We start from the raw sequence: 24,612 nt of genomic DNA, 5'->3' as shown, positions 1-24,612 counted from the left end.
CTACTTCAATGATTATAAAGTCTTTATCTCTCTTTTATTATACTATAATCATTAAATAACTTGTATATTTATCAAAAAAACAAAGGATTTTCTGCCTTTGTTTCTATAAATATGATAATAATTGTTTAACAAAATCTGTTTGAGGATTTCTTTGAATTTCTTCACTTGTATCGAATTGTTCAATATGACCATCCTTCATCACAATAACACGTTCGCCTAATCTTAGTGCTTCTTGAATATTATGTGTGACAAAGATAATTGTAATAGGTAGCTTTTGGTGTATACGTAAGATTTCATCTTGAAGAATATGTCTTGTAATTTCATCAACAGCTCCAAAAGCTTCATCCATAAGTAATATTTGAGGTGATGCTGCGAGTGCTCGTGCTATCCCAATACGCTGTTTTTGTCCACCTGATAATTCATCAGGATAACGTGTTAAAAGTTCTTCATCTAAATTCATTAACTGGATTAATTCTTTGACTCTTTTTTCAATAATAGAAGCATCTGTTTTTTGAAGATTTAAAACATAAGCGATGTTTTGATAGATAGTCATATGTGGGAATAAACCAATACTTTGAATGACATAACCAATATTTCTTCTAAGTTCATTTTGATCAATTGTTTGGATATCTACATCATCTATATAAACATGCCCACTATCTGGTATTAACAGACCATTCATTAGTTTTAACATCGTTGTTTTTCCACTACCACTACCACCAATTACACTAATCATTTCACCATCTTTTATTTCTATAGAGAAATCTTTGAGAATGGATTGATTCCCATAGGATTTATCAATATTTTCTAATCGTATTTGACTCATTTTGATTCCTCCAATAGCCCTTGTTTGACTAAAAATGCCTTAGCAACAGCTGTTTCATTTTGCTTTTCTGTTTCAACTTGATAATTCATTTTTGCCATTTCCTGTTCACTTATTTGATTATTCAACAACATTAAAACTGATTTTAATTCTGGATATTTCTCTAAAGTTTCCTGTCGAATAACTGTTCCAGCATAATAGTTTTCAAAATAATGATGATCATCTTCTAATAAGACAATTTGTGAATCACTTAATTGTCCATCAGTAGTAAAAGCTATAATAGCATCAACTTCACCTTTCTTTAAAGCATCATATTTTAAACCAATATCTAAATCAACTGTTTTTTTGAAATGAAAATCATTTGCATTAGCCATAGCATTATATCCATCATCTCTTTCATAGAAATCATACTCACTTCCAAAGATAAGTTGACTTGAAATAGATGCTAAATCAGAATATGTCTTTAAATGATAACGATCTGCTAATTGTTTTGTAACTGCAATACCATATGTATTATTAAAACCATATAAACCTAACCATGTTAATTGATATTGTTGTTCATATTGACTAACTAATTGTTTATATAAAGTCTCTTCATCTGAAATAGTTGTTTCTTTTAAAACAAAACTCCATGAAGTTCCTGTATATTCAGGATAAATATCAAAGTCACCTTTAACCATAGCCGGATGAATATTACTTGTTCCGCCACCTACGCCTTTTGTCATTTCCACTTGTATATCCGTTCTATCTTCTATCAATAACTTCATCATTTCACCAATAATAAATTCTTCAGTCATCGGTTTGGTCGCAATATGAACCATTTTCCCTTGATGAGGAACATAGAAAAGACTAGCTGAAAATACAATGACAACTACCAATAAAGCAGTAACAACACGTTTCTTTTGTTTTTGACTATGATGACGATTTTGAATATATCTTTCAAATATACCAATCAAAAAATCAGCAAGAAAAGCTAAGATAGCAACTGCTAAACTACCTGCTATAGTCATAGTGATATTATTTGTTGTAATTCCTCGATAAATAGCAACACCTAAACCACCTGCTCCTATAAATGAAGCAATCCCAGCCAAAGCAATTGTCATAACTGTCATATTTTTGAAACCAGATAAAATAACCGGAAATGCTAATGGAAGCTTAATTTTTAATAAAATTTGAAAACGAGTACTTCCCATTCCTTTTGCAGCTTCTAAAATATCTTTATCAACCCCCTGAATACCTGTATATGTATTACGGATAATCGGTAATAAGGCATAAATACTTAAAGCAATAATAGCACTCTTATTGCCAATTCCTGTTATAGGAATAAGAAAACCCAACATTGAAATTGAAGGGATTGTGTATAAAAAACTCACAATCCCTAAAATAATTGGTGATGTTTTTTTGTTTTCAGCAATAAAAATACCTACAGATATTCCTATAATTGTTGCGATAATGATTGCTATCATTGATATTTGTAAATGTTCTAATATTAAAGGGAGAAAGAAATCAGAACGTTCACTATAAAATTGTATAAGTTCCCTAAACATCTTTATATACCTCTTGCATGATTGATGCTCTTTCTGATGGCGATATGTGACTTTCTGTTATCTTAACAGTTTTCCTGCATATTTCCAAATTATTCACCTTGTTCCATAAAATATTCCTCAATATAATGTGATGAAACAGCTCCATCACTCACTGCTGTCACAACTTGTCTTAAAGCTTTTTGACGAACATCGCCAATCGCAAAGACACCAGGTATATTGGTACGTGTTGATTCATCTGCAACAATATAACCACTCTTATTTAATTCTATTTGTCCTTTGACAAGTTGAGTATCTGGAACACGTCCAATGGCAACAAATACACCGTCACAATTGATTTCAGTGATTTCCTGATTAACTTTATTAAGTACCTTTACACCTGTGACATGTTGATTGGCCAATATTTCAACAACTTGACTATTCCAAATGAAATGAATTTGACTCTTTTGTAATTGTTGTTCATAAACACGAGATGCACGAAGTTCATCACGACGATGTATTAATGTCACACTATGACATATTTTAGATAAATATAAAGCATCTGCAATTGCACTATTTCCACCGCCAACAATAACAACATCTTTATTTTTAAACATCATTCCATCACAAGTAGCACAATAAGCAACTCCACGTCCTCTTAATTGACCTTCATTACTTAAACCTAATTCACGAGGATGTGCTCCAGTTGCAAGAATAACTGTCTTAGCTAAAATTGTCCCATCCGTTGTAATGACTTTTTTAGGATTTTCTGTTAATTTTAATTCCACAACAGTTTCATACATTGTCTCAGCACCAAATTGTTCAGCTTGATTTTGCATTTTTTCAGCCAAATCAAAACCATCTATTCCTTCATCAAACCCAGGATAGTTTTCAATGTTTCCAGTTGTGGCCATTTGACCACCAGCTGAAAGTTGTTCAATCACTAATACTGATCTTGCATTTCTCGCATTATATAAAGCCGCACTATATCCTGCTGGTCCTCCACCTATTATGACCACATCATATTGTTCCATCATCTTTCCTCTTTTCTATAAAATTTGATTTTCTTTTAACCAATCACTAATTACTGATTTTGCTTGTGGGGCAATCAATGGTTCACTTGCTTCACCTTTTCTTAATACAAGTAATGTAGGAATTGTTTCTACTCCATATTCATCACTAAAAGCTTCTAATTCATCTATATTAACTTGATAGATATCTATATCTTTCGCTACTTGTTTTAAAACAGGCGCTAATCTTTTACAATATCCACACCATGGTGCCCAAAACTCTACAACAACTTCTTCTTTGTTTTTTAATGTTTCTAAATCATTATTTGTTACTGTTATTAAACTCATAAACTTATCCTCCTTTATGATTTACAATTTCATTATAACGCTTAACTTTATTTTATCAAGTAACTTGCTTAAAAATATTCATAATTAAAAACCACTATCGTTTTATACAATAGTGGTTAAATATTAATGTCAAAATTATTTTAAGTTTTTAAAATATTTTAAAGTTCTTCTCCTTGTGTTTCAATAACATGCTGATACCAGTAAAATGAATCTTTAGGAAGTCTAGATAAATCACCTGTTCCATCATCATATTTATTTACATAGATAAATCCATATCTTTTTTTCATCTCTCCTGTTGTTGCACTCACTAAGTCGATAGGTCCCCACATCAGATATCCAATACATTCAACATGATCTTCAACAATTGCTTTTTTCATTTCACTTAAATGCTGTTTTAAATAATCAATACGATAATCATCATGGATTTTTCCATCAACCAATTCATCAACAGCTCCTAACCCATTTTCAGTAATCATAATAGGTAATCCATATTTACGATATGTATAATTAAGTAAATATCTTAGTCCTATTGGATCAATAGCCCATCCCCATTTACTTTGTTGAAGATATGGGTTTTGAACTCCTCCAAAAAGTTTCTGATCTTCTAAACTTTCATCAGCTACTTTAGCTACACCAGTTTGATAATAGTTCATACCAATAAAATCAAGTTTTCCTTCTTGAAAAGCTTTTTTATCTTCCAAAGTGATTTCAATATCAATCCCATAATCTTTATTTTCTTCTATTTTATACTTTGGAAATTCACCATTACACATGGCATCAATTTGATAAAAATCACGATCCATTTCTTTAAATGCATTCATAATATTAGCTGGATGACAATCTCTTGGATAGATTGGATGTATTCCAAAAACACACCCAACTTTATTATGAGTATCTATTTCTCTAATCAGCTTGGCAGCTTTTACTCCAGCTAATGTCATATTGTAGCCAATTCTTGCTAGTACTTCTTTTTTGTTTCCTTTAATTTCACTATATTTAATTCCAGCAATAATATATGTAAAGATATCCGATGCTTCTGTTTGAGGATCAATATGATTCATCTCATTAAATGTAACCCAGTATTTAACTTTCCCTTTTAAAGCCGATACAACCGTTTTTACATATTTTAAGTAAAAATCAATAACCTGAGGATTTAGCCAAGAATCATATTCTCTTACTAAAGTTACTGGCATTTCAAAATGATAAAGAGTAATAATTGGTTCAATATGATAATGAATTAGTTCATCTATAACTTTACTATAATAATTTAATCCTTCTTGATTGGGCTGCTCTTCATCTCCACGTGGATAAATTCTAGACCAATCAATAGATATACGTAAAGCTGTAAAGCCCATTTCAGCAAACATTTTGATGTCTTCTTTATATCTATGATAAAAATCAATTCCATCATGAGAAGGATATTTTTTATCTTCCTCTAATTCATAAGTGAATTCTCGAGGTATCTCATAACTTCCTGCAGTCGCATAATCCATAATTGCAGGACCTTTACCACCTTCTTGCCATGCACCTTCACATTGGTGGGCAGCAATACTACCACCCCAGAAAAAATCTTTTGGAAATGTTTTAGACTGCTTCATAATGTCCACCTGTTTCTAATACATCATCATAATCATCTTGACTTTCATTAATTTCTTTTTCATATTGTTGTTTGTCAGCCATTTTAAAGAATGGATAATATACGACAACTGAAATAACAACAACTAAGGCTGCCCAAATGGTTGTAGAAATAGCGCCTCCTGTCATGAAGAAACCAATAAGAATTGGTGGTAATGTCCATGGTACCATACCAATTGTTGGCATTGCAACAATTCCAGCTTCCATCAATAAAACTGTAGAAGTTGCTAATACACCTGGTAAAATAACAAATGGAATAAAGAAGATTGGGTTAAAACAAATAGGTGTTCCAAAGATTACTGGTTCATTAATATTGAAAATTCCTGGACCAAATGACATTCTACCTAATGTCTTAAAGAACTTACTTTTAGCAACAAATGTCATAAGTAAAACTAATCCAATTGTCACACCAGTTCCTCCACCCCAAATCATTGTATCAACACCGTATGTAGCCGCAAAGATAGGAGCTTGCCCTGCAGCAACTGCTGCTTCATTTGCTGCTCCATTTGCTAAAATAAATGGTAAAGCAACATTACATACAACAGCACTATTAATACCACAGAAAAATACAAAACCACATAACATATGATAGATTCCATATCCCCAAGGAGTAGAAATAAATGATGATAATGGAGACATTAATGTTTGAACAGATGCATTAACATCGAAACCTAAAACAACTGAAATAAATGTCCATAACCCTAAGATAACTACTGCAGGTAATAATGATGAAAATGCATCACTTACTGCTGGTGGTACACCTTCTGGCATTTTGATCATTATATTCTTTTTATCAAACAAATGTAAAATATAAACTGTTGTGAATCCAACGGCAATAGCAGTTAACAATCCAGTTGATCCAAATCCAGCAGGATTTAATCCATTTTCTACATCATATTGTGTAATTAAGAATGCAGAAACTGATGTTACCAATGTTGGAAATGGTTTGGTTCCTAATTCATCTGATGCATAAAATCCCATTGATGCTGAAATAAATAATCCCATAACCCCTGTTGTACAACTTGAAATAGTATTAAAGAAATTATTGGCTGGTGCTAAGAAATTAGCAACTGGTTCGTAAGGAATATTAGCTAATAATGTAGCAATACTCCCAATAATTAATAATGCCATTGATGCTGTCATTGCATTACGTATAATTGTTAATACTCTATTTGAACCAAATTTTAATGCAATCGGCATTAATTTGGCCTCAACAAAACCTGAAAACTTATCCATTTTTACTTCCTCCCTATTTAATAATTCAATTTTATGTAGAGTCTGCAAAAGAATTCGTTCCCCGTTCATTTGTCCATAATCTCCTCGGCCGATTGGAAAGACTCTGACTTTATAGGGAACTGCTTTTTCACGAATTCTATTGAGTTCGTAAGTTAATTGTGGTGCAACTAATATAACATCAACTTTAGAAATGTATTGTGGAACTTGCGTAACACTTACTGATGCTATAGCACAATCAACTTCAAGTTTCATAGCAGCCTGTCTCATACTCTTGACAAGAATGCTTGATGACATACCTGCTGAACAACATAATAGAATTTTCATCTTTGTACTCTACCTACTTTCATTATAATTATTTTTCGTAGCACTTAAATCGAATCAATTTCCGTTTCTAGAGAGGAAATCATTAACCAAATAATGTATCTATATCATTTTCTTTTTGTTCATCTGCAATCTTTTTTAATATTTGTTTTAAATGAGTTAATGATGAATCTTTTTCTAGTTCATGCATTGCTTTTTTATCATAAACAAGTGTTGATAATGTTTCATGCAATAATCCTAAAGCTTCTTGAGAATCTTTTTGAATACTTAATAAGAAGATGTATTTTACATGTTGATGTTTCCATTTGATTGCTTTATCTAAAATACCTACTGCCACAAATGTTTCATCTGTAATAGGTTGCATTGGATGAGGCATTGCAATCATATTACCGAATTCAGTTACAGAATAGGTTTCTCTTCTTAAAACCTCTTTTTCAAAATGATTAGGTATATCTTTTACTTTATGTATATATGTACACATTTCGTGTATTAATTCTTCTTTTGTTTTTCCTTTTAAATGATCAAAAAAGAGTTCATCATGAAAATATTTATCAACAAAAGATAACTCTTTTTGATTTTTAAAGAAATCACTTAATGAAATCATGTCTTGATTGTCTAAAAAATATTGTACATGGATAGCTGGTATCTGTGTAGGAAAAGGGATGGGAACAGTGCTTAATATAAAATCATATAAACTTTGATCTATATTGGGCAATTCATAAAGTTCTGTAACATAGATACTATTGATATTATCTTTGAATTTTTGTTTGATTTTATATAGCAAAATTTGTGAGCTTCCCATGCCACTAGCACATATAATAATGATATTTTTCTTAGGTCCTTGTTTTTGATATCTTTCTATTGCTAAAGCAAAATGTAAGGCAATATAACCTATTTCATTTTCACTGACATCCACATGATATTTTTGTGTAATAATATTAGCTGTCAGAACACTAATTTCAAATGCTAAAGGATTTTCTATTTTTATTTGTTCAAGTAAAGGATTTTGAATGACCATACCATATTTTAACCTATTCATCATAGGCTGAAGATGTAATGATAATGATGTTTGTAAATCGATATCAGCAGAGAAATCTATATGATAATTGTCTTTAATTTCTTTAATCATTTGTTGAAGTAAGCTTTCATATTCCTGATTCATGAATAATGAATTGGAATTGTATTGAACTGCTTTTTTACCAGATAGATGTAATGCAATATAATAAATTTCTATATCTGGAAATGTAACATGAAAATGCTGTTCAATTTGTTTACACAATTGAATAGCAATCTCATATTCTTTACTGTTTTTTACATAATTATCATATTCATAATTGGTTTGCTGTTGTTTTTCTTTTAATCGTAATAATGCAATCATAATATGAATAACGAGATTTTGAAAACCAATATCTGTTAATTTAAAACGTTCATTAACCATTGTCTCATATAGAATTTGTGATATCTCTTCTTGTTGTTTGGTTGACTTTGTTTGTGATAAAAACATTTCATCATTTCCATTTGTATGATAAAAGTATTGTGAAATACAGGAACGTTTATGAAATTCACTTCCTATAATCTTTAAGCCATAAGCTGGTTTTGTTTCTAATTCCAGATGAAAGTATTTTAATTTTTCTCTTACTTCTTTTAAATCATTACTTAAAGTAGAACGACTCACAAAAATCATATCACATATCTCTTCTATTCTAATGTAATCGTTTTGCGTTAAAAACATACGAATTAAATAATTGACACGTTCTTCTGGATAAATAGGAATAAGCATTTGATTCTCTGATTCTTCTTTCATCATATCTTCTAGATATTGATAATAATGTTCTTCATTTATAATTGATAGTTCATACCCCACTGCATGTTTAGAAACAATCTCAATACCATGTTGTAATAATTCATTACGACATTCTTTGATATCATTTCTAAGTGTTCTGACTGTAATACCTAATTGCTCACATAACTCTGGTCCACTCATTGGACTTTTTTCATGACTAAGAATCTTAATCAATTTTATAATTCTTTTTTTATCCATATTATATTCCTTTCTGTATTGAGATTGATATCATACATATTATACAATACTTTAACCTCCCAAAAAATTCCATTTTCATACAATTATTTTCCTCTTGTAAAGAGGAAATCAAAAAAGCAAATTCACATTTATCATTGAATCTGCTTTCTTTATTATTTTAACATTTCTGCTTTTAATTGCTCATATGTATATCCCTGCTTAACCATTTCAAATGCTTTTGATAACTGTTCATAACTACAATTATCAATCCATGAATTATCCTGAACACCATATATAAGCTCAATCAATTGCAAGACATTATAATATAAATTGTACCCTTTGTCAAGGACATTTTTAAGTAAAGAAGAAGGGATTTATGTATTGTTACTTTTCCCTATTTTTAAGGGATATTCACCACTCATTATATACTTATAGTATTCACATGGGGAAAGTTTTGCTAATCCCCATTGATATCTATCATTATTATAATATTCCATCCAGTCATCAATAATTGATTTAACTTCTTTATATTCTCTACACTCACTTATGTCTATTTCATCTTTCATATGTCCAAAAAAACTTTCCTGTGGTGCATTATCCCAACAGTTCCCTTTCCTCGACATTGATTGTCTTAATTTTCTATCCCTTAATATCTGAATAAAACTATAACTTGTATAATGACATCCCTGATCTGAATGCACCAATGTTTCTTCACTTAGTGATATTCCATGTCTATCTATTAATTTATTTACTGTTTCTAAAACAAAATCTACCTCCATTGTTTCACTTAACACATATGCTAGTATTTCTTTGGTAAAGGCGTCTAATATTGTTGAAAGGTAACATCTCTCCCCATTATATGGTATATATGTTATATCTGTTAGAAGAACTTTTCTTGCTCCATATTTCTTAAACTCCCTCTTTAATAAATTATCTGCTACATTATTCGTTTTTAATGCCTTTGCCATTCTTCTATATGGATTAGCTTGCCGTATTGGACAGTACAGATTATATTTCTTCATTAATCTTCGTATTTTCTTTACATTCATTATGACTGGCTCTTTCAGGTGCAGCAGTCGCATATAGATGCTTCTTGCACCTTTACTGTATCCCCGATACTGATATGCCTCTAAAATGATTTCAAAATCTTCACGATCCTGCTGCTCTCGTTCCTCTCTTTTTCCTTCTGCCTGAATCCATCGATAGTATCCCGATCGTGACACCTTAGCTATTTTACACAGTTCTGTGACTGTCAATACATTTTCTTCTTTGCTTATCATTCCATGAATTATTTCAAATTTATAGCCTGTATCTTCTATTATTTTTAAGGATCCTCTTTCTGTTTGGATACTTTTTTTAAAAAATCTACTTCCTGTCTTAGATATTGTAATTCGTTCTGAATTTGTTTGATTGTCTGTGGTGATGCTTCTGCTTCAGGCTGTTTGATAGCCACTCTTTTTTGACGAGTATATCCTTCTGTAAATTCACCCGCCATACCCTCTTTTTTTATTCTTTGCACAATGCTGTCTATTTGTTTTTGACCAAAATATTCAAGATTATATTCCAGATCTTTAAAAATCATTCTTGGACTCATACCAGCCTGATATTTAAGCCAGAATACTTTCTTGAACTCGGCAGTAAAAAATATTCTTTTTTCATCAACCTGAAAAGTATATGGATTATCTTTTAATTCTTTAATCTGTTTTTTAGTATATTTTTTCATAACTCCTCCTCTGGTATCATAACTATATTAACACCTTAGGAAGTTGTCAATAAATTAAAATACCCTTTTTTCTGTGTCTACAATTAAGGAATCTGTCCCTTTTTTATTCGTCCATCTTATAGGATGCCTTCTTCTTATTGTGTCCACATTTAGGGGTACATTATAATAACATTCTTCTTTTTTCCCTTTATCTCGGCCTTCTTTAAGTCCTTCCTCTCTGCCTTCTTTAAGTCCTTCTTTTCTGGCTATGTTGGTTTTCGTTTTTATAATCATTCTTTCTCTTTCTAATTCAATATTTCTAAAGTAGTCATCATATCTTGACATTATTTACCCCTTTATTAAATCTTATTTTAACATTTCTGCTTTTAACTGTTCATATGTATATCCTTGCTTAACCAATTGAAATGCTTTTGATAACTGTTCATAACTGCAATTATCAATCCATGAATTATCCTGAACACCATATATAAGCTCAACCAATTGTAAAACATTATTATAACATTCTTCTTTTTCCCTTTATCTTGGCCTTCTTTAAGTCCTTCCTCTCTGCCTTCTTTTCTGGCTATGTTGGTTTTCGTTTTTATAACCATTCTTTCTCTTTCTAATTCATAACCTTTTATAATTTCATCATTTCTCATATACTTGTTATGAATCTGCACAGCTTCCTCTACTTCCTCACACATTTCACTATTTTCGTGTGGTTTATTATTCATAAATAAATAAACCAACTGATTAATTTTATTTAATCCTATTTCCATATTTAAATCCTCCTTCATCTTTCTTAGTTGCAGTAATGTTGTATGTGCCTTTTGATTTTCTAAAACAACCTTATAATTAAAATCTCCTCTTGTAATAATGTGTTGATAATGATTAAACTTCTTTATTGGTTTACCTGTGTAGAGAATAAGCTGATATACATCCTTCATTTCATCATAACCAATACCCTTTTTTTCTTGTCGATCAAACAATCTGTCAATATAACGTGAAAATCTTAATTCATCATCTGCCAGAATATCATAATTCTGCATTTCAAAATTATAATATCTGTCTTGATCATCCTTGACAACTATATCCATAATTAACTTTTTACCATAGTAATACGGCTTATAAGATTCACTATTTTCAATATAGGTTTCCTTTATCGTATAATCCTCAGACATATACTGACAAAGAGCAAGCCGAATTTTATCACTTTGTATCAGCAAATAATGGAAAAAATAATCATAACAATAATGAGTAACTTTTGCCTTAATTAAATCATCAGGCAAATCAGAATAAGAATAAAACATAACTTCATCTCCTTGTATAATCGTAAAATATAAAAAACCTTATACTTCTATATACACAAAAAAAGTTAGTTTTTCTTTTTTTTATTAGAAATAATTTATTATTTCTAACTTTATTATACAATCAAGCATTAAAATATGCAATAAGCAAATATATTTATATAAAAAATTGTAACAAATATTTTTTTGTTACAACCTCTACAAAAGAATATATTTTAACATAATAGTTTTATCAATTCTTAATATTCATATTTTTTAAAAAGCAGATATTATTGACTTTATTAAGCAATGATTCAATTATTTTTTTTAAAGACACACATACTATTTCACATTTGACAATTGCTTTATGCAATTATATAATAAAGTTGTAAAATGTTTCCATTATAAAAAGAAATTCCTCCTTTTTTTGCGTATATATATAATAGGAGGGTAAATAATGGAAGCAGATAAATTAGCACTTGATTATAAGGAAGACCTGTTTTTTAAGTACTACTGTGGCAGTGGGCATCTGGATGCCTTTAGATTCAGAAAGTTTCTTATAGAGAATATCACTCATCTGGATATGACGAATGCAAGAATCAGCAATACAGAACTGACAACCCTGTCCAAGACTGACAAGAGAATCATCATGGATACCTTAATCACTAAGGATGGCTATCAGGTAGATATGGAGATGCAGAATACAATATTGAATTCCTTTCTCAGCAAAAGGTTTCAGTATTATGCATGCAAGAGCATTGTGATACAGCTGGCAGATGGAGAAAAGGATTATGGCAAGCTCAAGGAGTTCTATCTGGTTATCTTCATCAATGAGGATAATATCCATCTCATCAATCATGGAACATTGAGATATGAAGATGGAAAGCAGATGAGAGACTGTGTGATACATATCTATTATGTGAATCTTAAAGCGATAAACAAAATAGCAGGACAAAGGAAATTAAGTGAGTTTGAAGCAGTCATCTATCTTATGGCAAACAATACAGTAGAAAACATTGAATATGAAGAAAAGGAAGGGATGGTCCAATATATGGAAAGAAGCTATGAAATGTTTAAAGCAGATGGAGCATTAATTAGAGAATTGCTGGAGGAAAGAGAAAAGGAATTCTTTCATGCGATGGAACTTAATGAAACAAGACAAGAAGGAATAGAAGAAGGAAAAAGAGAAGGGATAGAAGAAGGTGAAGAAATAGGAAAAAGATATGGCATGGTTAATTTACTAAATACGCTTATTAAGATGAAATATCATGAAGATGCTGAGAAGTGGTTAAATAAATGTAATGAACAAGAATTCATACAGATACTAACGTTGGTCAATCATAATGTACCTTATGAAAGGTTAGTTAAACAATTTGGCAGTAAAATATAATGTCAATAAATTATAAAGACAATCTAATTTATAGGGATAAGAATCATAATGAAAATTTAGATTCATTAAAATTAATGATGATATTATACATAAGAAAATCCAATGATTTTAAGTAGCAAAATATCTGCTATTTACAAACAAAAAAGGCACTAAAAAATATAATCATTTTAGCGCCTTTTTTGTTCATTCTTCAATTTTAATTTTATCAATAAGGTATTGATGAGATAGTGTCTTGTTATTAGTTATCCCCATAACAACATTATCATTTTCATTAAATAGAGAATCATATTTATAAAAATATAAACGTTGTAATGTTTTAACCAATATATGATATTGTTTCTCTTGATTTGATAATTCATCATAATTATCAAAATAAATATCTTGAATAGGAACTAAATACACATATTGATAAAAAGTACTATGAACTATAAAATCATCAATAAGACAATCATTCATATCAAAAGGATAAAAATAACCTAGTAATTCAGGTCCACCTTTAGTCATTTCATAATAATCATTATCTTCTAAACCATCAATAAATGCAAAACCTGTAAAACTATAATCCTGAAAAGTATATCCAAATCTTTGTTTTAAATATTTATAAGCATATTCATCATTACCATTTAAATTAACTTCTTTATTATGAATAAACATTCTTATATATTTATCATACTTAAAAGTGATTCCATAACTTTTAAGATATGTTGATAAACTATTTTCTTTTACTAATAAGTCAACAAAATTATATCCATTATCATCATTATCTCCATTGATTCTTCTTGATAAATGAACAAACAATATCTGATCTATATCTTTTGTAAGATGTTCTTTAACATAGGATTGAAAATAATCATATTGATCATCCAATATCATAATGCGATGATTAGCCTGTGTCTTGTTATAGCAATCTTCAAGTAAATCATCTAATTCTTTATGATTGATATTTAATACTTCACATATAGATTTCTCCATTGTTTCTTTTGTTGCTGTATTGATATACATGTATTCACCTCCTGTAATTATAAAAATGTTTTACCTTACTTAAATTTTAAACATCTTTTAATAGTTATAAAAATTGTACTTCTGAAAAGTACAATCTCAATCAGATATAATGCTATTACTACAATAAAGGAAACAGTTGAGTTAAAATTCAAAGATATAATTACAAACACAAGTGCTAAAATTTGCTCATAAATCATTATAGTAATATCAAGTGAATTTAATACTTTGCCTAAATATATTTCTGAAACTGAACTCCTTACCATAATACAAAATACCATTGAAATAAGAATAAGCATATATGAATTAAATATATATACACCTGCCAAACTTAAAATACAACTTAAAATAAACACGAAAAGATTTATAAAAAGTAAAATTTTTTCCTTCCTCAATGCTTTAAAATATGTATTAAAAATCATATTCATTTTTGCATCAAAAACACATATAGGTAATAATATTGATAAATATAACATACTATCTGCATATTGTGGTAGCCAGATATTTAATACTTCTTTAGCTGGAATAATGACAATATAAATCAATGGCATGCATGCAAAACACATTATTCTCATTGTTTCATATACAATTTTTTGAGTACTAATGTCAATTCTTTTAAGTATTGGAAAAAAAACCATACTAACTTGTGCTATAAAAGCTAAAGCAAAAGAAGTTAAAGATAATGCAAAGGATATCTTACCAAATATTTCGATTCCCCAATGATTATCTATTAGAAATCTGCCAATACCCAAAATTAGCATGCTAGCCATAGATGAAATTGTAATTTTAATACCTACCCTCATTGTCTCATTCAATTCTTGTATTATGCCACTATAATTTGATATTTTATTATTTATCAACTCTTTTGATTTCAACATACAAAACAACAAGCATAATATTTTGCCTATTAAATAAAATACTATATAAATTTTATAATGAGACTCATTTAATACAAAAAGCACTATGATTGATACCAAAAAAAACACTTTATCAGTTATAACAGAGTAGGAATACCATTTAGTTTTATTAGCTGCTTGAAATATATAACCAAGATAATTAGATAAATTAAAAATAACCATATAAATAAGTGTAATTACAATTATAAACAATCTATTTCCATCTATATCAAGTAATAGCAAGGGTATTATACTGATTAAAATTATTATACACTGTATAACAAATAATATCTTAAACTGTCCTCCAATATAATTTGTATTCATATCTGATAGTTCCTTACCACCATATCTTAGATATACACCATCATTTATTCCAAAATGAAAAAAACCTACATAGGAAGTGTAAAAAATAAATAATTGCCAATATGAAAAAAACTCTACAGATAACATTTTAGGTAAGATAAATGAAATAAAAAAACTCAAAATCATGGAAATACCTTGAGCTAAAAGAGCAATAATTAAGTTACTAAACAAATCTTTCCTATTCATTTTTCTCCATCCTTAAAAATCCCAGTAAACTATTAGGCAATTTTGAAGCTACTATAGCTTTTAATGGAACAAATTTTTTTAGATTCTTTATATAATTTGGATCATTGATATCTTTATAAAATATGTATCTATCTTTATTAAGTACTGTTGGATTTAAAAGATTGTTATTGTTTTTTGCAGCAATATCATATTTAGATTGAATGAAAGAAACATTTTCCATAAGATTAAATATTTGTTTCCCTTTGCTTGTATTAAGCATTAAGAAAGATATGCCATGCGAATCACAAAATTGTTTATAATATTTTTCTACTCCCCAAAAATCCCCAATTGTTATATCAGCAATATGATTTTTTGAATATTGACAAGAATAACAACAATATCTATAGTTTTTACCTTTAATGAAAGGTCGCAAATACAAATCAATACTACCTTTCCACGATAATTTTCGACCATCTCCTTGTACTGTAATTACAAATTTATTATTCTTTCTAAAAGATAAATATTCTATTTCTTTTATAGAATACTTGTTTTTTAAATAAATTTTATATTTCTCAAACAATAATGGGGATGGTACTCCATGACATATCAATTGAATCGTCAATAAATTATCATATTCTTTTCTTAAATATGATTTAAGTCCTGCTACTTGGCATGGTGTTCCTGTAAATAACACAATTTTTTTAGCCACTAAATTTTTTCTTATTTCTTCATAAACATTACCAATATAACTTTGAATATACTTGGACCCCATCATTTTTTTAACATCTTCTAGGCAACTCACACATTTATGTATTAATTTTAAGTTATTGTCAAATAATGCACCACATACAATCCCATTTTTTTCAATAACATATTTAGCGACTGTAAAAAATGCGCCCCCTGATGAACTATTTAATCTAATATGTAAATCATTATTCTTAAACGCATATACTTTTCCTATGTTAATAACGTTTTTTCTGTTTAGTTCAGGACATATTTGATCACATAAATTGCATTTCACACATTTTTCAGCATCAACTTTTGGTACTAAAAATCCTTCCTCATCTTGTTTCATGTGTATACATTTAATTGGACAAGACATTATACAAGCTGTACAACCTGTACAATTATGTTGACTTGGATTTATCAACTAATTCACCTCTTTCATAAAATAATAGACTAAAAATCAAGATTTTTTCTTTATTAATAAATTATACAATAAGACAAAAAATAAAACTGTAAAAATATTTGTAATAGACATAAAATTTCTTAATTGTATTTCTTCTATACCTTGCATAGCAACTCCGTATAATATAATCCCATATAATAATAAATAAACAGGATTATTGGCATTCTTTCTTAAAAGCGAATATAGAAAACCTATTATTAATCCTAAAATAAATTGTACTAAATATGTACCAAAATATCCAAAATCATACAGATATGTTCTTAGTGCAGTATATATATTAGTTCTTTGATTCTCGCCAGTGGTTACAAATGGCAAATGTAATATAGTATTTGGAACTTTTATACCCATTGCATTTAAAAATCCATAAAACCCATAGAATGATTCTTCACCAAAGAATCGACCATCATCTATATAGTTATTATTATATTCATTAATAGAAATGTCCAAGGCAATAATTGAAGCGCCCGAATATTCATATATCATTTCAACAGTTGACTTCTTTCCAGTTTTACCTGTTGTAATTCCTAGCAATTGGAACGAAACAAAAAAAACAAGTAATGCACAGATAATCATTTTTACATTTTTTATTAACACCCCTATACTATATTTATTAATATTTAAATATATCTTTTTTAAATATATAAACATTACAATACAAACAACTATGTATTTAATTAAAAATGTTCTTCCTGTACTCAAACTAGCAATTACTAATGATATAATTACAATAATTATTTGCAATAAAATTTTTAATTTTACATCATTATAATGAATTATGTAATTATTTATAATTACATATGAATATAAATATCCTATTGAAATACTTATAAATCCTAATAAAGAAACAAAAAAACTATTTCTTATATCCATATAAATCATTGCATTTCTTGCATATTCTAACATATTAAAAATATTTGCTTTTGGATTAACAAGGTGAGCTATATGTAAAGTATTATTATAATTTAAATATAGAGATATTATTAATAATATTAAAATAAATGTTGATACATTGATTGATATATTGAGTCCACATACTTGATTTTTTCGTTTTTTAAATAATTTTACATTTAATTTTATATGTGAAAAACATAAAAAACCAATAAAAAAAACTATTAAACTACTAATAATAAATACTATAGTTGTAAAAGAAATATCCATTTTGAAAAATCCATTATAACTAAATGCAATAAAAGTTACAAACATAAACGAAGCACATGACAGTGATACTGGTGATAATAAGTCAAAATTTGTAGCATAAAGAAATATAAGAAAAAGAATAAATAATGAAATTAGTAATAATAATAAATTAATATTTTTCAACCTCCTTCACAAATCTCGAAATCCAATTTTTAAAGTCATAATATTCTTTTATACTGTCATCTATTTTACAATAATCTAAATTGATAAATTTTTTTATATCTTTATGATTATAATCATTAATAATAAATATTCTATTTTCATCATAAAAAACTTCATTTTTTATACTGTGATTATTTGTTATAATTTTTTTATCATAGAATATAGCTTCCATAACACGCAATGACAGACCCATTTGTCCTTCCTGATTGAATTCGACAATACATTTCGATTTTTTAACAAAATCTATCACATCTTTATATGGTAAAAATTTGGAAAACATTCCAAATGATGGACTTGTTGCGTCTTTTATTATCATAAAATTTGTGCTATACCCCATACTCTGAATCTCACTTTCTAAACACCTTATTGTTTCATATCTTCCTTTATCTCTTCCAATAAAAAACATATCATAAATCACGTCATTTTCAATTGCATTTAAACAATTAAAGTAGTAAGTTGAATTATATTTCATATCATATTTTTTACAATCATTAACATCAAAACTCCATAATTCACAGTATTTTCTACTTATTTTTTTAGGAGAAATTGAGTTACATACTGGATTCCAATACCAATAAATAATTCGGTGATCAAACCCTTTTTTTCTCAAAGTACGAGGAACAGTTCTATTAATTTGATTTGCATGAATTATTATAATATCATATTCTTCCATACGATTTACCCAATCATCAAAAAAGAAATACGTTGATAGATTCATCACAGATAGAATTTTTCTAACTGTTCTACTTATCTTCCCACTATATTTAGTGTTATATAAATTTTTTATATCGACTATCTCATGATAGTTTTTATCTATCATTTTTGGGATATCTTCAGTAATATCAGGCCATAGCATCAATACTTTACTCATTTCTCTTACATACCTCATTAATTCCATTTAATAATATTTGCTTTGAACGTTTTGCTTCTTCTCCTATTATTTTTTGCCCCTCGACTTGAATACTATTATCTAGTATATTTGGGTATTCTAAATCAATTAAACGGTTTTCTAGATTAAATATTTCAACAATGTTTTTTATTCTTAAATCATTTTTTTCTGTATCAAAAATATGAACCGGTTTTTCAAAAATAAGCCCAAAAGAAATACCATGAAAACTGTTTGAAACAATAGCTTCACAATTATCAATTAATGAAAGAAATGTATTTACATCAGGATTCCAGAAAAACTTATCATTTCCACGAAGTTTTTCTTTTATTTCAACATTTATTACATATACTTTTGCATCTATAGATTTTGCTAGTTCTTTTGCATAATTGTATATTTCTTGAATATGATGCAAAGCGTAAACCAGAACGTACTTCTCTGTGTATTCAATTTTACATAGTTTCTTCCACTCAGTTTTTGATAGCAAATAAACAGGATCAAGAACATACTCTGATTCAATTCCTATATTTTTTAGTGTTTGAACATTTTGCCTTTCACGTACAGTTACTAAACTATAATCTTTAAGATAAGCTTTAAAGTTCGCTTTATATTGGTCAATTAAATCATAGCAAGCTATGCTTGCTGCATATGACATTTTATTTATACCATTAAAATTCAAAAAATAGTTTTCATCTCGTCCATTTTCCATGTTTGGATTCCAAACTTGATCGCTACCGACAATGTAAAGATCTGCCTTTTCTAACTTGTCTATATCATTTTTAGAGTAACATTTAGATGTAGTTATTAAATACTCTTGTTTAAATTTTTCAAAGACTCTTTTTGACATTAAATAATCAGGAAAATATAAAATACTTCTTATTAATCTTAAAAAATAATTTTTTCTATATTTTTCTGAAATTTTTCTCAAATAAGGGGGATAATAATCAATTATTTCAACAACATTGCCATTTCCAATTAAATATTGCTGTAATGCATATGCTTGTAATACAGCCCCATAATTATATGCATTGCTACATGTGATAGTATAAATCTTCATAATCTTCTCCCATATATATTTTCTCTATTTTTTTTACAGAATTATCAATGTTATATTTACTTTCCATTAATTCTTTATTGTTTTCATTACGATTTATATTTTGATTTAAACATTTATCAATTTTACTAACCCAATCTGATATATCATTTTCTAAAGATACAAATTCAATTTTCCCAAATAAATCAACACTTTTTGTTACATTCGTCGATGCTATTATCGGTAGTCCAGCGATTTGTGCCTCAACTAACACAAAAGGAAATCCTTCAAATTTTGATGGAAATAAAAAACAATCAAATAAAGAATAATATTCATTTATATTTGATTGATTATTTAGCTCAATTATATTTTTCTCAATTCCTAAATATGAAATATACTCATTAACTTGCTCTTTTAATTCTCCTTCTCCAATCAATACCAGTTTTGTATTTGGATGTATCTTTATGTACTCGTTGAATACTTTAATAATAAAAAAATGATTTTTAACATCAACATATCTTCCTATATGACCTATTACTTTCTCCTCATAGATCATATTCTTTTCTTTCAATTTAATTTTAGCATCTTTACTATAAATAAACTGATCTATTTGAACAGCATTATCTATTAAAATAAACGGTCTTTTATCAAACATCCATATTCCAGCTTTTTCGCTACAAGCTATATTAACAGTTTTAATAAAATTCAATATCATTTTTCTATTGAACAAATGAATAGCTTTTCCTACAATTCGTCCACTGTTGTTTTGTGTACTATGGCTATGTATGATTATTTTCAAACCATTCAGTCTTCCCATTATTATGGGTATAATATTTAACATTGAATTCATATGAATATGTATTATTTGATATTCATTATTTTTTAATATCTTGTTTAATTGAAATAATTGAGGAAAAAACCATTTTGTGAAAGGACTGACATAATACAATTTAGAGTTGTTTTTTTTGCAAAGATTAATTAAGTTATGATTATCATTTTTTTTGTTTTGTAATACAAAATCAATATGATATTTACTATTATTTAGCCGACTTATTGTATTATATATATACGTTTCTGCCCCACCAATATTTAAACCATAAATAAAATATAGTATTTTCATGACTTTTCTCCTTTCATTCGTACTTCAATCCTAAATATATTTTTTCCATTATAATATTTACCAATTTTATATCATATTTTTTAGCAACTTGTTTACAATATTCAGACATTATAATTCTCTTCTTCACATCTAAAAATAATAGTTTAATCCCATCACTAAATCCCTCAACATCAGTTGCATTATATGAGTAACCTGTCTTTCCAAATTTTGAATAATCATTTATCCCATTAATATTAGAAGTAATTAAAGGCAATCCAGCAGCCATTGCTTCTATTGCTGCTAGTCCAAGTCCCTCCCTTAATGACGGGAATGCAAAAACGTCACTTATTTTACATAACTCTGGAATATCTTCTCTAAAACCCAATAGTTTAACTTGATTGCTCAAATTATGCACTTCAATATAATGCATTAAGTCACTCTTTAGATTTCCTTGACCCGCTATAATATATTTAATATTACTATTCTTTAAAGATTTAATTGCTTTTATAATTACCTGATGATTTTTATTTTTATTAAGTTCTCCTACTGATAAAATTAAAAAGTCTTTTTCTGTAAATCCTAGCTGTTTTCGATATTTCTCACGATCAATATCTGTTAATCGAAACTTTTCAATATCGACTCCAACCCCAGGTATATATTCTAATTGTTTCATCTTGAATTTGTTTTTTGCTCGATTGTAATCCTCCTTGCTAATCGTTATTAAAACATCTGTATATTTTGATAGCCACTTTTCAATTGGATAAAAGACTATCCAGTTCTTTATTGGTGCCCCTTTATAAAAATGAAAGCCATGTGCTGTATAGATACACCTTGTATGTGTACTCTTACAAGCTAGTCTCCCAATGACTCCTCCAATTGGTGAATGACAGTGAATAAACTTATAGCTATTTTCTACCATTATTCTTTTTACCTGTCTGTATGCTTTAACATCCTGTAAAATATTGAATACCGATCTGGTAAAGTCAATCTGATAATACTTAACTTCTATTTCTCCAAGTTTTTTCTTTAGCTGTACTATTTTCTCCTGCGAACATGTACTGCCTTTTTCAAAGTTACAGGCAACATGAACCTCATACCCTAAAGAAATTAAAATATCTATGTTTGACATATTAAACTGATCTATCATTGAAGCCACTGAAGCCAGGATTAATACTTTATCTTTCATTTGCCAACCTCCGTTTCCTCAATGCCTTGTTTCATTGAATATCTGCTAATTGGACATTCCTTTTCATAAGTCATGTTTCCAAATGCTTTGTTGCACATTCCACCTATCTTCCCTGGTATCTTTGATGCTATATAGACAATTGGATTCAATGCCTTTGTCAGATGAATGGTTCTGTTGTTTGCTTTTGCTATTTCAAGGACCAGCTGTGATGTCGATATGTATTCACTGTTCTGTGGAAAGTATATTCCATGTTTTTGTTCATCAATGCATTCCTTAATGAAGGAACACAGATTCCCTATATACAGCATGCTTCTTTCATTTCTGATGTCCGGAAATATCGGTAATCGCTTCGCAACTTTTGATAGCATCTGATAATTGCCCTTGCATCCTGGTCCATAGATCATTGGCGGTCTTAAGATGCAGACCCTGAAATTGTCATCATTCATTTCCTGCAGCTTTATATCTGCCTGAAGCTTGCTGTCTCCATAGAAATTTGCTGGTTCTGGTGTTGTCTCAGCTGTAATCATCTTCTTCTTTCCTAAGGGTGCACTTTCTCCATACACAATGAGAGATGACATATAGATGAACTGTCTGACTCCTGACTTCTTTGCATGCATTGCTGTTTCAGTAGTCAGTTCAGTATTTACCTTATAATAAAGCTTCCTGACTTCCTCACTGACATGTCCAACATCTGCATGCGCTATCCCTGCAACATGAAAGACTGTATCATATATGGAAAAATCATGATTTCTCCATTCTGGATTCTTCATATCCAGCGTTTCAAGCTGATAGTCATCATATTCTTTCATATATTCCTCAAATGATGTTCCTATGTAGCTGTTTGCTCCGGTTATCAGTATCCTCTTCATAAACTGTCCTCCTTATGAAGTTCTCCAGTTCCCCCTTCTACAACTCCATCTGATTTCAATACTGATGTAATTGTTCCAAGGAAGCATTTCAGGTCAAACAAAAAAGACATACGCTTAACGTAGTCTCCATCTAACCTTGCTTTAACTTCTATCTCCAGTTCATCTCTGCCATTGATCTGTGCCCAGCCTGTCAGTCCTGGTCTGATGTCATTGGCATGATACTGCTCTCTTTTCTCTATCAGGTCTTCCTGATTCCATAAAGCTGGTCTTGGCCCTATGATAGACATCTCTCCTTTTAATATATTGATGATCTGTGGCAGCTCATCCAGTGATGTCTTTCTTAAGAACTTTCCACATTTCGTTATATACTGTTCTGGATTAGAAAGCATATGTGTTGGCATATCACTTGGTGTATCAGTTCTCATCGTTCTGAACTTATAGATATTGAAATAGGATTTATTCTTTCCAAATCTTTTCTGCTTAAAAAGAACAGGTCCTTTTGAATCCATCTTTATCCAGATACAGAGAATGATAAAAACAGGACTTAAGATGATAAGTCCCATTAATGACAGAATGAAGTCTATCATTCTTTTGATATATTTGTTATAGATCATACTCCCACCTCAAAACTGTATTTATCTGACGGCTCTATGACTGAGCCATCCCTTATATCACTGCATGCCTTTATCTTGGAACCTGATATAATAGTACAGTTGTTTCCTATTATTGCCAGAGAACCAATAAGTGTATTGGGTCTTATGACAGTACTGCAATAAATCAGACAGTAGTCCTCAATCACTGCATCATGATTAATAGTTACATTTGATGAAATGATACATCCCTCACCAATATTAGCATTAGCCTCAATCACTGAATGAGGAAAGACAACAGTTCCCTCATTTATATTTGCATATCTTGAAATATAGCTATCAGGACTGATAAGCGATGGACAATAATAGCCTATCTCCTTAGCCTGCATTGATAGTTTCTTTCTTAATTTATTATTGCCAACTGCAATAAAGATATCAGAATACTCAGGATAGTATGAAGACATTTCATCTACAGTTCCAATGACGTCACAGCCATTAATAGTTTCATGAACATGATTGTCATCAAGAAAAGCAATCTGATCATAGATATTCATATCTCTAGCGATATCAAGACAGCATCTGCCATGACCACCACTTCCTATAATTAATAACTTCTTAATAATGATTCCCCTCCTTTTCATCATTTCATTTTTGAACATAAAAAAACACAGGTTATTCACCTGT

24 protein-coding genes are annotated in these 24,612 nt (G+C 29.1%); 1 reads left to right on the top strand and 23 read right to left on the bottom strand.

Features of this window, described 5'->3' with window-relative positions; translation table 11 throughout:
• Positions 1-103 precede the first annotated feature (103 nt).
• The 12 genes from BN1865_RS10470 to BN1865_RS10420 all read right to left on the bottom strand — a co-directional run bounded on the left by BN1865_RS10470 (position 104) and on the right by BN1865_RS10420 (position 11,928).
• Positions 104-826, bottom strand: coding sequence for an ATP-binding cassette domain-containing protein (locus tag BN1865_RS10470; RefSeq protein WP_050637200.1), 723 nt, complete (start codon positions 824-826; stop codon positions 104-106).
• Positions 823-2,370 (bottom strand): ABC transporter permease/substrate-binding protein, encoded by a 1,548-nt coding sequence (locus tag BN1865_RS10465; RefSeq protein ID WP_050637199.1) that lies wholly within the window; start codon positions 2,368-2,370, stop codon positions 823-825. Before BN1865_RS10465 ends, BN1865_RS10470 begins: the two co-directional genes overlap by 4 nt.
• A gap of 89 nt (positions 2,371-2,459) precedes the next feature.
• Entirely contained in the window at positions 2,460-3,380 is a 921-nt protein-coding gene (gene trxB, locus BN1865_RS10460) for a thioredoxin-disulfide reductase (protein ID WP_050637198.1), read from the bottom strand.
• 15 nt (positions 3,381-3,395) lie between these two features.
• Complete coding sequence (locus tag BN1865_RS10455; protein ID WP_050637197.1) at positions 3,396-3,704, bottom strand: thioredoxin family protein; 309 nt, start codon at positions 3,702-3,704, stop codon at positions 3,396-3,398.
• A 158-nt stretch (positions 3,705-3,862) separates the two neighbouring features.
• On the bottom strand, positions 3,863-5,302 hold the full coding sequence (locus tag BN1865_RS10450) for a glycoside hydrolase family 1 protein (protein WP_050637196.1): 1,440 nt from the start codon (positions 5,300-5,302) through the stop codon (positions 3,863-3,865).
• Positions 5,289-6,899: a PTS transporter subunit EIIC gene (locus tag BN1865_RS10445; RefSeq protein WP_050637195.1), complete on the bottom strand. Its 1,611-nt coding sequence runs from the start codon at positions 6,897-6,899 to the stop codon at positions 5,289-5,291. The genes BN1865_RS10450 and BN1865_RS10445 overlap by 14 nt, the downstream gene beginning before the upstream one ends.
• Positions 6,900-6,981: 82 nt before the next feature.
• The gene (locus BN1865_RS10440) at positions 6,982-8,937 is read right to left on the bottom strand and encodes a BglG family transcription antiterminator (RefSeq protein WP_050637194.1); all 1,956 of its coding nucleotides are present in this window, start codon (positions 8,935-8,937) and stop codon (positions 6,982-6,984) included.
• A gap of 152 nt (positions 8,938-9,089) precedes the next feature.
• Positions 9,090-9,224 (bottom strand): hypothetical protein, encoded by a 135-nt coding sequence (locus BN1865_RS18965; RefSeq protein ID WP_255351760.1) that lies wholly within the window; start codon positions 9,222-9,224, stop codon positions 9,090-9,092.
• Positions 9,225-9,290: 66 nt separating this feature from the next.
• Complete coding sequence (locus BN1865_RS10435; RefSeq protein ID WP_082189971.1) at positions 9,291-10,196, bottom strand: IS3 family transposase; 906 nt, start codon at positions 10,194-10,196, stop codon at positions 9,291-9,293.
• Between the two features lie 44 nt (positions 10,197-10,240).
• On the bottom strand, positions 10,241-10,639 hold the full coding sequence (locus BN1865_RS10430) for an HTH domain-containing protein (RefSeq protein ID WP_050637192.1): 399 nt from the start codon (positions 10,637-10,639) through the stop codon (positions 10,241-10,243).
• Between the two features lie 54 nt (positions 10,640-10,693).
• Complete coding sequence (locus BN1865_RS10425) at positions 10,694-10,963, bottom strand: Yae1 family protein (protein WP_050637191.1); 270 nt, start codon at positions 10,961-10,963, stop codon at positions 10,694-10,696.
• 41 nt (positions 10,964-11,004) lie between these two features.
• The gene (locus BN1865_RS10420; RefSeq protein WP_050637190.1) at positions 11,005-11,928 is read right to left on the bottom strand and encodes a hypothetical protein; all 924 of its coding nucleotides are present in this window, start codon (positions 11,926-11,928) and stop codon (positions 11,005-11,007) included.
• A gap of 433 nt (positions 11,929-12,361) precedes the next feature.
• Between BN1865_RS10420 and BN1865_RS10415 the strand changes: the two genes are divergently transcribed.
• Positions 12,362-13,294 carry an Rpn family recombination-promoting nuclease/putative transposase gene (locus tag BN1865_RS10415; RefSeq protein WP_050637189.1) on the top strand — a complete coding sequence of 311 codons (933 nt, stop codon included), beginning with the start codon at positions 12,362-12,364 and terminating at the stop codon, positions 13,292-13,294.
• A 183-nt stretch (positions 13,295-13,477) separates the two neighbouring features.
• Here the strand turns inward: BN1865_RS10415 and BN1865_RS10410 are convergent, their stop codons facing one another.
• The 11 genes from BN1865_RS10410 to BN1865_RS10360 are packed head-to-tail and all read right to left on the bottom strand — an operon-like array spanning position 13,478 to position 24,587.
• Positions 13,478-14,296, bottom strand: coding sequence for a hypothetical protein (locus tag BN1865_RS10410; protein ID WP_050637188.1), 819 nt, complete (start codon positions 14,294-14,296; stop codon positions 13,478-13,480).
• Between the two features lie 35 nt (positions 14,297-14,331).
• On the bottom strand, positions 14,332-15,738 hold the full coding sequence (locus BN1865_RS10405; protein WP_050637187.1) for an MATE family efflux transporter: 1,407 nt from the start codon (positions 15,736-15,738) through the stop codon (positions 14,332-14,334).
• Complete coding sequence (locus tag BN1865_RS10400) at positions 15,731-16,867, bottom strand: Coenzyme F420 hydrogenase/dehydrogenase, beta subunit C-terminal domain (protein ID WP_050637186.1); 1,137 nt, start codon at positions 16,865-16,867, stop codon at positions 15,731-15,733. The genes BN1865_RS10405 and BN1865_RS10400 overlap by 8 nt, the downstream gene beginning before the upstream one ends.
• Before the next feature lie 36 nt (positions 16,868-16,903).
• Positions 16,904-18,226 (bottom strand): O-antigen polymerase, encoded by a 1,323-nt coding sequence (locus BN1865_RS10395; RefSeq protein WP_050637185.1) that lies wholly within the window; start codon positions 18,224-18,226, stop codon positions 16,904-16,906.
• Positions 18,213-19,085, bottom strand: coding sequence for a WaaS/CpsH family glycosyltransferase (locus BN1865_RS10390; protein ID WP_157844117.1), 873 nt, complete (start codon positions 19,083-19,085; stop codon positions 18,213-18,215). The genes BN1865_RS10395 and BN1865_RS10390 overlap by 14 nt, the downstream gene beginning before the upstream one ends.
• A 43-nt stretch (positions 19,086-19,128) precedes the next feature.
• On the bottom strand, positions 19,129-20,208 hold the full coding sequence (locus BN1865_RS10385) for a polysaccharide pyruvyl transferase family protein (RefSeq protein WP_050637183.1): 1,080 nt from the start codon (positions 20,206-20,208) through the stop codon (positions 19,129-19,131).
• Positions 20,183-21,304 (bottom strand): glycosyltransferase, encoded by a 1,122-nt coding sequence (locus BN1865_RS10380; protein WP_050637182.1) that lies wholly within the window; start codon positions 21,302-21,304, stop codon positions 20,183-20,185. The genes BN1865_RS10385 and BN1865_RS10380 overlap by 26 nt, the downstream gene beginning before the upstream one ends.
• A gap of 13 nt (positions 21,305-21,317) precedes the next feature.
• Entirely contained in the window at positions 21,318-22,469 is a 1,152-nt protein-coding gene (locus BN1865_RS10375; protein WP_050637181.1) for a glycosyltransferase family 4 protein, read from the bottom strand.
• On the bottom strand, positions 22,466-23,338 hold the full coding sequence (locus tag BN1865_RS10370) for an NAD-dependent epimerase/dehydratase family protein (RefSeq protein ID WP_050637180.1): 873 nt from the start codon (positions 23,336-23,338) through the stop codon (positions 22,466-22,468). The genes BN1865_RS10375 and BN1865_RS10370 overlap by 4 nt, the downstream gene beginning before the upstream one ends.
• Positions 23,335-23,949 (bottom strand): sugar transferase, encoded by a 615-nt coding sequence (locus BN1865_RS10365; RefSeq protein WP_050637573.1) that lies wholly within the window; start codon positions 23,947-23,949, stop codon positions 23,335-23,337. The genes BN1865_RS10370 and BN1865_RS10365 overlap by 4 nt, the downstream gene beginning before the upstream one ends.
• On the bottom strand, positions 23,949-24,587 hold the full coding sequence (locus tag BN1865_RS10360; RefSeq protein WP_232780371.1) for a NeuD/PglB/VioB family sugar acetyltransferase: 639 nt from the start codon (positions 24,585-24,587) through the stop codon (positions 23,949-23,951). The genes BN1865_RS10365 and BN1865_RS10360 overlap by 1 nt, the downstream gene beginning before the upstream one ends.
• Positions 24,588-24,612 lie beyond the last annotated feature (25 nt).

The sequence above is a fragment of the Candidatus Stoquefichus sp. SB1 genome, from assembly GCF_001244545.1.
In the GTDB taxonomy this organism is placed as follows: Bacteria; Bacillota_I; Bacilli_A; order Erysipelotrichales; family Coprobacillaceae; genus Stoquefichus.
This window is presented reverse-complemented; position numbering and strand designations above follow the sequence as displayed.